We start from the raw sequence: 12,741 nt of genomic DNA on the forward strand, positions 1-12,741 counted from the left end.
TTTACCTTTATTAAAAGATTTGTTATGAGACCCGATTTGTTTGAAGCGCCCGATTATTACAATTTGGACGACCTTTTTTCCCAAGAACATTTATTAGTACGTGATGCCGCCCGCCAATGGGTCAAAAGAGATGTTTCTCCAATTATTGAAGAATATGCTCAAAAAGCGGAATTTCCTAAACAGATAATTAGTGGCTTGGCAGAAATTGGGGCATTTGGACCTTATATTCCTGAAGAGTATGGTGGGGCCGGTTTGGATCAGATCAGTTACGGACTTATTATGCAGGAAATTGAAAGGGGAGATAGTGGGGTGCGCTCCACGGCTTCCGTGCAGTCGTCTTTGGTCATGTACCCTATTTATACTTATGGAACAGAGGCGCAACGCAAAAAATACCTTCCTAAATTGGCCGCCGGTGAATGGATGGGGTCTTTTGGATTAACTGAGCCAAACCATGGTTCCAATCCAAGTGGTATGGAAACCAAGTTCAAGGATATGGGTGACCACTACCTTCTTAACGGTGCCAAACTGTGGATTTCCAATTCTCCTTTTTGTGATATAGCTGTCGTCTGGGCAAAAAATGAGGAGGGTAGGATCCATGGCTTGATCGTGGAACGTGGCATGGAAGGTTTTACCACCCCGGAAACACATAACAAATGGTCATTAAGGGCATCGGCGACCGGAGAGCTGATATTTGATAACGTTAAAGTACCCAAAGAAAACTTATTGCCCAATAAAACAGGGTTAGGCGCACCTTTAGGTTGTTTGGATTCCGCCAGATTCGGTATTGCATGGGGAGCCATTGGTGCTGCAATGGATTGTTATGATACCGCTTTGCGTTATGCCAAAGAGCGTATTCAATTTGGAAAACCAATAGCGGCAACCCAATTGCAACAAAAGAAATTGGCCGAAATGATTACTGAAATTACGAAAGCACAATTATTGGCGTTCCGTTTAGGACAACTTAAAAATGAGGGTAGGGCAACTACCGCACAAATTTCAATGGCCAAAAGGAACAATGTGGAAATGGCAATAAAAATTGCCCGTGAGGCAAGACAGGTCCTTGGAGGCATGGGTATTACAGGGGAATATAGTATTATGCGCCACATGATGAACTTGGAAAGTGTCATTACCTATGAAGGTACCCATGATATTCATTTATTGATTACGGGTGCAGATATTACGGGTATGCCCGCTTTTAAATAATATAACTTTATGGTTTCATTGTCATAACTTAATTTTTTAATGGCATTTATACCTTGCATGAACACAAGTTAAGATGTGTTCATGTTGATGAAATAGTTCAGGGCCAATGGAAACATTGGCCCTTTTGATTACAAGTATGTTATTTTTCTAAAAATTGAGCAAACCACTTGCCGGATGTTTTAATGGTTCTTCTTAAACTTTTAAAATCAATATGAACCAAGCCAAATCTTGCATGATACCCTTCTGCCCATTCAAAATTATCGGTCAAGGTCCAAATAAAATAACCATGCACGTTTAACCCATTTTGTTGGGCTTTATGCACTTGCAGGATATGGTCCTGTAAAAATTGCAGTCGTTGTTGGTCGTCCACATTTCCGTTCTTTACAACATCCTTAAACGCTGCGCCATTTTCTGTAATAAAGATTTTTTTTATTTGGGAATACGCACTGAATTTTTCTATGATATGGAAAATACTTGGCGGGTACACCTCCCAATCCATTAATGTAGTTTTTACGTTACGTTTGCTGGCCTTTACGATTTTGGCATGTAGATAAGGAACAAAAAAACTATGTTTTACCTTTTCCCGAGTATAGTTCTGTAATCCTATAAAGTCAAAATTGAACTTGCAATCGTTCATGTCGTTAGGTTGTATGAAGGGTCGTAAACGTTTTAATACGGGGGCATCACTTATTGGATAGCCCAATCCCAATGCGGGTTCTATGAATAATCTGTTCAATAATGCATCGGCCTTGACAGCGGCATGCCGGTCTCTTTTAGTATTTCTGTAGGCTGATATTTGTGAGCAGGAAAAAGTGGTGCCTATTAGGGCGTTGGGCACTAACCTTTTTAAAATTTTAGCACCCATTGCTTGGCAGAGTACGGCATGGTGCACTGCAGGAAGAAAATTTTTCAATCCTTTTTTTCCAGGAGCATGTACGCCTAAAAAATATCCAGCACCGGTAAAGACCATTGGTTCGTTCAATACCATCCAATGTTTTACCTGATCGCCAAAGGCCATTGCACATACTGTCGTAAATTCCGTAAACCAATCTATTATTTTCCTATTGGTCCATCCGCCCTTATCCTCAAGTGCTTGGGGCAAATCCCAATGATATAGGGTTACCCAAGGTTCTATACCATGTTCTAAACAACATGCTATCACCTTTTTATAGAATACAATTCCTTGTTCGTTTACCGTGCCAATTCCATTAGGTAAGATACGTGTCCATGAAATTGAGAACCTAAAATTTTTGATGTTCATAGATTTCATCAAAAGGATATCTTCCTCATACCGGTGATAAAAATCACAGGCAATATCTGCTTGGTCACCATTACGTATAGTATTTTCTTTTTTGGTAAAGATGTCCCAAATAGAGGGTCCTTTTCCATGGCCCAAACTTTCTCCCTCTATTTGAAATGCGGCAGTGGACACTCCCCAAACAAAGTCTTTACCAAAATGGGAAGCGCTCAATGTTGACTTTGCCATGTGCTATAAACTTGTACCTGAATTTAATGTGATCTGTAGGATGCTTCCAATATTTGCGTAATCATCTGGTCGGTAATATTAGGATAGTCAACGGAAACGATATCATCGGTATCCAACCAATTTTGCAACTTAATTAGATGCTTGTTCTTTAAGGATTTTATGACGGATACTCCCATTTTTGCAAGGGCGGCGGCATTACATTGTTGTTCATATTGTCCTTTCATTGGTATGACCAATAATTTTTTTTGCATGAACAAACTTTCTGCGGGAGTCTCAAAGCCTGCGCCACATACAATTCCTTTACTGGAAGCCATGCTCGCTACAAAATCAGTATTGGTAATGGGTCTAATGTGTATATGGTCGTTGATATGTTCTTTTTTGTTATGCTTGGAAAAAACCTGCCATTTTACACCTTTGAATTTTGATAGGAACTGCAGTAGCTTTTCATCGCTATAAGATGGTAGATATACGGTATAGTGTTCTTTTTTGCTTATAGTGGCCTGTCTCACATCTTGTCTTATAATTGGGGTGTATATATTTGGTTCGTATGATTGAAAATGTAACCCATATTGGCGGGTTGTAGGGGCGTAATTTTGTAGAATCCATTTTCCAAATGGGTCTTTTTTCTTTGGTTTTGGTGCCTTGGCACATAGTACTGCTGCTTGATGGCTAAAGCTGTAACACGGTAATTGTTTTATCTTGCACGCCCATGCCGTTACCGGTTCAAAATCGTTTATGACCAAATCATAGTCTTCAACCGGTATACTTTTTATTTCTTTTTGTAATCGTAGTGAATTGGCCCTGTAATAGGTTTTCCACATATCTACACCACCTTTTTTGCCAAAAATAAAGCTTAGCCCCTTTAATTGATAAGAAATAGGATAAGGTAAGGGAACATCTGCTTGAATGCCACTGACCAATATATCTAGGGTAAGCCCATGTTTTAATAGTGCGGGTATGACATCTCGGGCCCTGCTTAAATGTCCGTTTCCTGTTCCTTGTATTGCGTATAATACTTTCATTTTATGGACTGTGCCAACCCATTTATCTTAAATTCTGTTAGTAATTGCTCAAAAAGCTCCCCTTTTTCCAAAAGATGGTTTTCATCTAATGGTTCATCTTTTTGATTGTCCATAGTTATATCCTCCAGATAGGAATATAGGCTCCAAACTCCTTTGTGATATTCAAGGGCGGTTAAATTCTCTATCCAATCGCCAGAATTTAAATAAGTAACCTCACCCTTTTCCGTTTTAATATTTTTTATTTCCGGTTGGTGTATATGTCCGCAAACCACATAATCATATCCATTTTCAATGGCAATATCTGCTGCAATACGTTCAAAATCATTAATGAATTTCACGGCAGACTTTACCCCGTTCTTAATTTTTTTGGACATGGAAATAGGGCCTTTACCCATTTTTTTTCCAATAAAATTTATGGCCCTGTTCAACAGAATTAGAAAATCATACCCTTTAGCGCCCAATTTTGCCAACCACTTGCTATGTTGCATGGTTACGTCAAAGACATCTCCATGAAAGATCCAGGCCTTTTTATCGTGTAAGGGTAGTACTAGTTTATTGCTAATGCTTAAGGAACCTAAATGGCTACCGGCAAATTTGCGTAATAGTTCATCATGGTTGCCGGTTACATAATGAACCGGTATTCCTTTGGCAATCCATTCCATAATTACCTTAATTACCTTCATATGTGATTTTGGCCAATAGCGTTTGCTAAATTGCCAGATATCTATGATATCGCCATTGAGTATAACTTCTTTGGGCTTAATGGATTTTAAATATTTTAATAGTTCCTTGGCGTGACATCCATAGGTTCCTAAATGAATATCCGATAGGACCACTATATCTACAGGTCTTTTTTTCATAGATGTAATGCAGCTTCCCTTTTCTTGAAAAACCTGTTTTTTATGTGTAATGAAGAGCCTTTTAACACTAGGTGCATAATTAGCAAGGCAATGGAAAACAATACTAGTTTAATAGATTTCATATACTGAAATTTATAAATGTAAAGTTTCAATATTTGATTCAATACAGCCGTTACCCGTAACTTATATTTTAGTTACCGCAGTGTTAAACAAAGTCTTGTTTAAGATAGATTGATTAACTATTTCTTTACCAACCGTACTTTTATGGATTTACTAATAGGTGTTTTGCTTCGTAAAGCAAAATGATTAAATGGAACCAAAACGTTGGTCTCCGGAAAATAGGAAGCTAAATTGCCAGAAGGAATAGTATAAGGTATAACTTTAAACTTGTGTGCCGTTCGCACGGTTTGGTCATAGGTACTTGTAATATCCACTACGTCCAATTTTTTAAGGCCAACCGCCTTCATGTCTTCCGGATTCATGAAAATGACCCTACGTGCATTGTATACACCACGGTAACGATCGTTCAACCCATAAATGGTGGTATTGAATTGGTCATGTGAACGTATGGTCATAAGCATGTATTCATCTTTCTGCAAAGTATGTTCCGGTAAGCTGTTGATCGTTATTTGTGCCTTGCCGTTGGGCAACATGCTAAAATCCAGATTTCGGACATTATTGGGTAAGTAATAACCTGCACCCTGGGAGCGCTCCTCGGTATTTTCAAACCCCTTTGCAACCTGATCGATCTGCGAACGTATCAATTCATAATCCGCACCCAAGGCTTTCCAGTCCATAGGGTGATTATCCCCAAAATACGCCCTACCTATATTGGCTATAATCTCTGGTTCGCTCATCACTTTATCAGAGGCCGGTTTTAAAATTCCCTTACTCTGCTTAACCCTTCCCATGCTGTTTTCCACAGTAAAATGGCGAGGTTTACCATCTTTCATATCTTTTTCTGACCGGCCAATGGTGGGGAGGATCAAGGCGGTTTTGCCCGTTACCAAATGGGTCCTGTTCAATTTGGTGCTAATTTGTACGGTAAGGTCACAGTTTTGAATACCTTTTGCCGTGTATTCCGTATCCGATGCAGCCATCAGAAAATTACCGCCCAGGCACATAAAAATTTTGGCCTTACCTTCATACATGGCTTTCATTGAGCCAACGACATCTACGCCCTCATGGTCCGGTGGAGTAAAGCCCAAATAATTCTTAATACGCTCGTTAAGCCCTTTATCTACAAAATGTTGGATACCCACACTACGGTCCCCTTGAACATTGCTATGCCCGCGCACTGGACAGGTACCCGTATTAGGTTTTCCAATGGCGCCCTTGAGCAACAATAAGTTTACGAACTCCCGTATATTTTCCACACCGTTTTTATGTTGTGTTAGACCCATAGCCCAACAGACAATTATTTTGGATTTATTGGCCAATAAAGCTACGGTCTTATCTATACTGTCTTCAGAAACACCGGTCTGTTCAAGAAGCTCTTTATCTTTGTATCGTGCCAAATCTTTAAGTAATGCATCATACCCTTGGGTATAGGTTGTTATAAATTCATGGTCGAATACATTGCCCGATATTTGGTCCAAAGCAATTAATTTTTTTAAAATAAGCTTGACCAAGGGGATGTCCTGGTTGATGTTGACGGGCAAATGAATATCTGCCATATCTTCACCGCCGCCTATCCAACCATTAATATTCTGTGGGTTCTTAAAATTCACCAAACCCGATTCCTCAAGCGGATTTATACTGATTACCTTTCCACCATTCTGTTTGCATTTTTCAAGGGCGGAAAGCATTCTGGGGTGGTTGGTACCTGGATTTTGTCCGGCTATTAAAATTACTTCCGCTTCATATAGATCTTCCAATGTCGTAGAACCTTTACCAATACCCAAAGTTTCCCCCAATGCTACTCCGCTGCTCTCGTGGCACATATTGGAACAATCCGGTAAATTATTTGTGCCTAAGGCCCTTGCAAACATACCATAAAGAAAAGCGGCCTCATTACTTGACCGCCCAGAGGTGTAAAATATGGCCTCGTCAGGATGGTCCAATTTTTTAAGCTCCGAGGCAATTAACTGAAATGCGTCGTTCCAAGTAATAGGCTCATAATGTACACTGCCCGGTCTTAAAACCAAAGGTTCTACCAAGCGCCCACATTTATTGAGCTCATAATCCGATAACAACGATAATTCTTCTACGGAATTTTTTTTGAAAAAATTGGCGTCTACATGATTGGTAGTAGCTTCATCACCAAGTGCTTTAGCCCCATTTTCACAATATTCGGCAACCGGTGAAGGATGCTCGGGATCAGGCCATGCACAACTTGGACAATCAAAACCATCTTTTTGGTTCATACGTAACAAAGATCTCATGGAACGTAACACTCCCATTTCCTTAAACGTATGTTTTAGTGCTTCACGAACCCCCAAATAGCCTGCGGCATGGTCAACAGGTTCCTTTAATTCTATATCCAAAAAATCTTCTGACCCTCTAAAAGATACATTTCTTTGTGCTTTTGACTCCATGGTATAAACTTATCAATTGTATGGCTAATCTATAGGCTCATTTCTGTTAAATAGTACGTTTATCCATTTAATGCCATCGTCAAAAATGTCCTATGTAAGTTTAGGGTTTGGATAATTATCCGATTGGTCCTCTATAGTGTTGTCCAAGCAGGTAAAGTCCTTTTCCAGTAAAAGATATAGGGATTGACCTTTTGTAGTTTCTACTGTATGGTCAAAAGTTATAATATCATTGCTATACCATTCTTTTCCTATGGAACTTGGCATCTTTAGCACAATGCAGTTATTGTTAAAACTGGTATGTAGGTTATGTATCTTATTATCTAGCACCACTCCGTACTTAAACTCTGTTTCCCCAAAATTGGTACTATCGTATATTTCACCATGTTCGGATAATGTCCTGACTTCAGATTGGGTCAACCTAAACCTAACGGAATTGCCTTTAATACGAATCTTCATAGCTGCTATTTGAGTTCACAACAAAAATAGGCCATCTGACAACAAATACTAAGGGGCATACATCAATTTGTTTCTAATTCTTATGGTATCCGGTAAGTTTACTATGTAATTAAAAACGAAATAAATTTTTTTCATTTTCATATAGTGTTCTCGTAAAAGAGTCCAATCCTTTAAGGTTGGACTCTTTTTAGTTACCACCTGTTTCAAAAAAAATCCCCAGGACTAATCTATATTAGCTCCGGGGATTTTTAATTTAATAGGTAACCTTAGTTCCAGATAGGGGCAGGGTATTTGCCCAAATCGGATTTTTCCTTTAAACTGTTCATTGCTTTTTCTTTGTCACTGGCATAGGTTACGCCAAACCAATCTCCACCAGAAGGAATACATTTTACCTCAATTTCATTGGCTTGAAGCATTTCTTGAATCATTAACGGTATGTACAGCTCGCTGTTGGCTATACGGTCCTCATCTTTTAAGAACAATCTAAATTCTGACTCGATCTTATCAAAAATAGAAGGCCTGCAAACCCAAAAGTTCATACTTGCCTGTTCATCACCGGTAAATTCCAATTGGGTGTCCTCATCTATTACTTTATCCTCTTTTTGCACTAATTTCAATCGTTCCTGTACCGATTTCAAATTATCGCCGTCAACTTCACATACACCTCTTGAAACGGACCCATGTTCTGATAAGGTGTCCTTAAGGGTGTAACCTAAAAGTGCATAGGCATCTGTATTGGAACTCATGAATTCCGCAGCTTTCCTATAGGCTGCCTGACCATAAAAATCATCGGCATTGATGACTACAAAAGGTCCATTTATGACATTCCTTGCCGTCCATACTGCATGGGCAGTTCCCCATGGTTTTTTACGTTCTCCCGTAAAGGTAACCCCGTCCGGTAAATCTGTAAGTTCCTGTGCCAGTACGTTAAGTTGTATTTTTTTTGGCAACCTTGCAGAAAGGTGCTCTTCCAAGAAGGATACATTTTCTTTTTTGGTGATGACCACAATTTGATCAAAGTTATTTTGAATGGCATCAAATATGGCGAACTCCATTAAAAATTCACCATTTGGGCCTAAATCATCAAATTGTTTAAGTTTTCCATATCTACTACCGCTACCGGCAGCCATTAAAAGTAATGTCATGATTTTCTGTGTTTATAGGTCAAAAATAGGAAATGCCTTTAAATTGAACGGATGAATTTAGATGTATCACCGTTAAATTTGATGATTCGTTAATGTGGGTCCGCAAGTTTTCCTAATTTAAGTGCTCCAAAATAGAATTTTATAATGGCATCAAGAAGAACGTTTATCAAGAATACATCTATGGTCAGTATAGGGTTAATGGCCGTACCCGGATTTGCACGACAAAGGTTTAGTGCTGTAGATAAATTAAATGTAGGTTTAATAGGAGTCGGACTTCGGGGAACCAATCATTTAGAAAATTTATTATTACGCAAAGATGTTAATGTTACAGCTATTTGTGATGTTGATGATGCTAGAATTTCTATAGCCAAAAAACTTATTTCAGAAGCTGGCGGTAAAACACCAAAGGTATTTGGGGCCAACGATAATGATTATAAAAATCTTTTGGCACTTGATGACGTAGATGCCGTAATCATTGCCACACCTTGGTTGTGGCATACGCGTATGACCGTAGATGCCATGGAAGCCGGTAAATATGCCGGGGTTGAGGTGTCCGCTTCCAATACGTTGGAGGAATGTTGGGATTTGGTCAATACCCATGAACGTACGGGCATGCATATGATGATCTTGGAAAATGTTAACTATAGAAGGGATATTCTTGCTGTTCTACAAATGGTAAAGCAAAATGTTTTTGGGGAATTGGTCCATTTTAGATGTGGATACCAACATGATCTACGCCATGTAAAATTCAATGACGGTAATACGGCCTATGGTAAAGGTGTGGAATTTGGAGATAAAGGTATTTCAGAATCTAAATGGCGTACCGCACATTCCGTTAAGAGAAATGCAGATGTATACCCAACCCATGGTCTTGGTCCAATTGCGGTTATGGCAGATATAAACAGGGGTAACAGGTTTGTATCCATGACGTCGCACGCAACCAAAGGCATAGGGTTGCATAATTATATTGTTGAGCATGGTGGGGTACAACACCCAAACGCAAAAATTAAATTTAAACAAGGAGACGTAATTACATCTACTATTAACACCGCCAATGGCGAAACCATCATCATTACGCATGATTGTAACCTGCCCAGACCATATTCCTTGGGGTTTAGGGTACAGGGTGCAAACGGATTGTGGGAGGTAGACGGTAGCAGAATGTATATTAATGGAAAATCCGAACCCCATTCATGGGACGATGCCAAGCCATGGCTTGAAAAATATGACCATCCATTATGGAAGAAATACGGGGAATATGCCCTAGATGCCGGCCATGGGGGTATGGATTTCTTTGTAATCAATGCTTTTATTGAATCCGCCAAACAACAAATAGCACCTCCTTTAGACGCGTATGATGCCGCGGCCTGGAGTGCGGTTACCCCATTATCTGAAGTTTCCATAGCCAATAATGGCGAACCACAGGATTTTCCCGATTTTACAAGGGGACTATGGATGAACAGGGAACCGTATGAATGGATGAAAGAAACTTATTAAAGGCTTTTAGCTTGCGGCAGCCTCATTGATTCTTTCTTCCTTAGGTATTGTATGTTCTTCTTTAGCTATGGTCAGCGTTGTGCGTTTTTTTTTAAGTCTAGGTGTTAGTTTACGTTCCCGCTCCATCATAAAACTCTTAGATTTAAATATGTCCGGTGCATACGTGATAGCCAAAATGGCGGAACCTAAACCGAGCAATATCATAGGGTTGATGAAGAATTCATTAAAGGAGAATATTCCAATGATCAATAACGTAGAAAAAGGTAGTGAGCACGCAAGGATGTTCAAACCAAAATTGACATCAAAGGTAGGTTCCGTTTGCTTGTCCTTTTCCTCTAAGGATTGTATGGCGTTCATGTGGGCAAAAGGCCAAAAACTACATGAACTTTGAGGGAAGACCACCAATAGCAATATCATGGCCGGTGTTAGTGATGGGATGGCGTAGGCAAACAAACCGCTTAAAAAGAAGGCCAGTCCTGCCCTGCGCAATAACATGGAGAGTATAAGTTTAAATTCACCGGAATTGATCCTCACCGCCATACCAATAAACAATAGGACCAATGGGGTCATCAAGTCCTTAATGCTTAGTACGGTGTTCTGTAGAAATCCGGGCAACGCCGTTAAATTTAGTCCAAACCCCAATAGTATAAGTCCAATGACCATAACCATGTTTATAGGTTCATTGATCAATGAAATCATTAGGCCCTTTAATTTACTCTTGGAGGATTCCTGTTTATTGTTTATTGCCCTTTTTCTATACCAATGCATGGCGAGCATATATAAAAGGATAAGTACAAATATTTTATTTCCTACATCTGCAAGTGCCGCTAAAGCCAATGTATCATCCCCTAAATAGGCCACTATAAAAGGAAAACAGGATAAACCAGGTGCCGTTGACGGCAAAAGCATCATTAAGGTTCTTTTTTTGCTATGCTCCTTCTTGTGTAAGGAAACGGTCAGAAAATACTTAGAGGCCAGTAACATCAATAGGTTAAATGTTAGGGCCATTAAAGGAAAGACCAATAAGGTACCCTTTAATTCTATTTTTAAAAGTGCTACAAAGATAGTGGCCGGTAATGCCACACTAAGGATAAGTACTTTTATTCCTTTTAAATCTTGCTTAGCCACTTTCTTTTGCAAGAATACACCTAGGGAAATTATTAAAAGGAGCTCAAGTGTTTTTTGTAATGCAAAATTCATGATGATATAACGTTATATTGTATGGTGTTTTGGTTGGCTATGGTTTAGAATAGTCCGTAGGAGTTGGATTAAAGATTGTTGTATCAAGGCAATATCCGTTCACCCAACTCCTGGACTAATTCAAACTTAAACTAGCACCTTTTCAAGGGCAGCGGTGAACAACTTCATTTCATCCATAGTACCCATGCTTACCCTGCACCAGTTTTTACCATAGATTTCAAAAGCTCTTACGCCAACACCTTCTGCAGTCATTTTTTCCAAGAACGCCTTTCCGTCCATTTCAATGGGAAAAATGATAAAGCTTGTAGAGGAGGGAACATATTCAAACCCAAGACGGTCAAGATTTTCATATACATATGCTCTGCATTCCTTGTTTAATTTTCGTGATTTGTCCTTAAAGGCAACATCATCCATACTTGCCATAGCGGCGTAGACAGATGGTAAGGATATTCCCATTCCACCACGTGTTATCTTTTGGATGATTCCTAATGTTTCGGGTTGGGCAACCACGTAGCCAACCCTTAGTCCTGCCATTCCCTGAATTTTGGAAAAGGTGCGCGCTATAATTACGTTTTTGCCTTCATTTATAAGTGATACCATACTTTTTTTGGCACTATCGTCCAAAAAGCCCAAATAGGCCTCATCTACGAAAATGGGTGTTTTCTCCGATACTCTTGAGCAAAAGTCAACCAGTTCCGCATGGTCTGTCATACTGCCGGTAGGGTTGTTGGGGTTACATATGTAAACCAATTTGGTTTCATCATCTACCGCCGCCTCCATGGCCGCTAAGTCATGGGACCAATCCTTTTTTAATGGAATGGGTTTCCATGTGGCGCCTGTGGCTTGAGCAACCTTTATGAGCGACATATATGCCGGGTCTGCGGAAACAATATTGCCGCCATTCTGAAAGAAAACCATGGCAGTCTTTTCCAAAAGATCAGATGATCCAGGGCCCATCATAATATTTTCTTGCTTAACGCCTTCTTCCGCAGCGATCTTATCCATTAATTGGTATAGTTCCTTCCATGCATACCTGTTACCTTTTGGGGCATATTCCTGCATGGCTTTGACAGCCATTGGGGAAGGTCCGTAAGGATTTTCATTCGCATTTAATTTTGCCGCCAATTCAACGGGTTGTGTAGGGGCATAAGGCAAATACTCCTTAAAGAACGGGGTGTACGGTAGGTTACCTTTTGCATCCAAAGCAATAGGTTGAGCGGGGAAGGCCCCATAGGTCAAATAGGGTGCAGCCATTGCTCCGGCCGCAGTTAGAATGCCTTTTTTAAGCCATTCTCGTCTGTCTACGTTTGTTTTCATTGTGTGCTATATTTAAGT

The 12,741-nt window shown here is 39.7% G+C and carries 10 protein-coding genes; 2 read left to right on the plus strand and 8 right to left on the minus strand.

The features are described from left to right. Positions 1-24: 24 nt before the first annotated feature. Positions 25-1,203 (plus strand): acyl-CoA dehydrogenase family protein, encoded by a 1,179-nt coding sequence (locus tag CHB68_RS02170; protein ID WP_089259107.1) that lies wholly within the window; start codon positions 25-27, stop codon positions 1,201-1,203. Between the two features lie 139 nt (positions 1,204-1,342). Here CHB68_RS02170 and CHB68_RS02175 read toward each other — a convergent pair whose 3' ends face one another. From CHB68_RS02175 to CHB68_RS02200, 6 genes are all read right to left on the minus strand, one after another. Further along, complete coding sequence (locus CHB68_RS02175; protein WP_089259109.1) at positions 1,343-2,689, minus strand: GH1 family beta-glucosidase; 1,347 nt, start codon at positions 2,687-2,689, stop codon at positions 1,343-1,345. 23 nt (positions 2,690-2,712) lie between these two features. Next, positions 2,713-3,711, minus strand: coding sequence for a glycosyltransferase family protein (locus CHB68_RS02180; RefSeq protein WP_089259111.1), 999 nt, complete (start codon positions 3,709-3,711; stop codon positions 2,713-2,715). Further along, positions 3,708-4,571, minus strand: a complete 864-nt coding sequence (locus CHB68_RS02185; RefSeq protein WP_089259113.1) for a UDP-2,3-diacylglucosamine diphosphatase — start codon at positions 4,569-4,571, stop codon at positions 3,708-3,710. The genes CHB68_RS02180 and CHB68_RS02185 overlap by 4 nt, the downstream gene beginning before the upstream one ends. 239 nt (positions 4,572-4,810) lie before the next feature. Next, on the minus strand, positions 4,811-7,108 hold the full coding sequence (locus CHB68_RS02190; RefSeq protein WP_089259115.1) for an FdhF/YdeP family oxidoreductase: 2,298 nt from the start codon (positions 7,106-7,108) through the stop codon (positions 4,811-4,813). Between the two features lie 90 nt (positions 7,109-7,198). Further along, positions 7,199-7,564, minus strand: coding sequence for a DUF7009 family protein (locus tag CHB68_RS02195; protein WP_089259117.1), 366 nt, complete (start codon positions 7,562-7,564; stop codon positions 7,199-7,201). A 266-nt stretch (positions 7,565-7,830) separates the two neighbouring features. Continuing rightward, positions 7,831-8,709, minus strand: coding sequence for a nucleotidyltransferase family protein (locus CHB68_RS02200; RefSeq protein ID WP_245838755.1), 879 nt, complete (start codon positions 8,707-8,709; stop codon positions 7,831-7,833). A gap of 144 nt (positions 8,710-8,853) precedes the next feature. Here CHB68_RS02200 and CHB68_RS02205 point away from each other — a divergent pair, with 144 nt between their 5' ends. Beyond that, positions 8,854-10,206: a Gfo/Idh/MocA family protein gene (locus CHB68_RS02205; protein WP_089259119.1), complete on the plus strand. Its 1,353-nt coding sequence runs from the start codon at positions 8,854-8,856 to the stop codon at positions 10,204-10,206. A 6-nt stretch (positions 10,207-10,212) separates the two neighbouring features. Here CHB68_RS02205 and CHB68_RS02210 read toward each other — a convergent pair whose 3' ends face one another. Further along, positions 10,213-11,406 (minus strand): AEC family transporter, encoded by a 1,194-nt coding sequence (locus tag CHB68_RS02210; RefSeq protein WP_143815160.1) that lies wholly within the window; start codon positions 11,404-11,406, stop codon positions 10,213-10,215. Between the two features lie 126 nt (positions 11,407-11,532). Further along, positions 11,533-12,723, minus strand: a complete 1,191-nt coding sequence (locus CHB68_RS02215; RefSeq protein ID WP_089259121.1) for a pyridoxal phosphate-dependent aminotransferase — start codon at positions 12,721-12,723, stop codon at positions 11,533-11,535. Positions 12,724-12,741 lie beyond the last annotated feature (18 nt).

It is taken from the genome of Maribacter sedimenticola, assembly GCF_900188415.1.
In the GTDB taxonomy this organism is placed as follows: Bacteria; Bacteroidota; Bacteroidia; order Flavobacteriales; family Flavobacteriaceae; genus Maribacter; species Maribacter sedimenticola.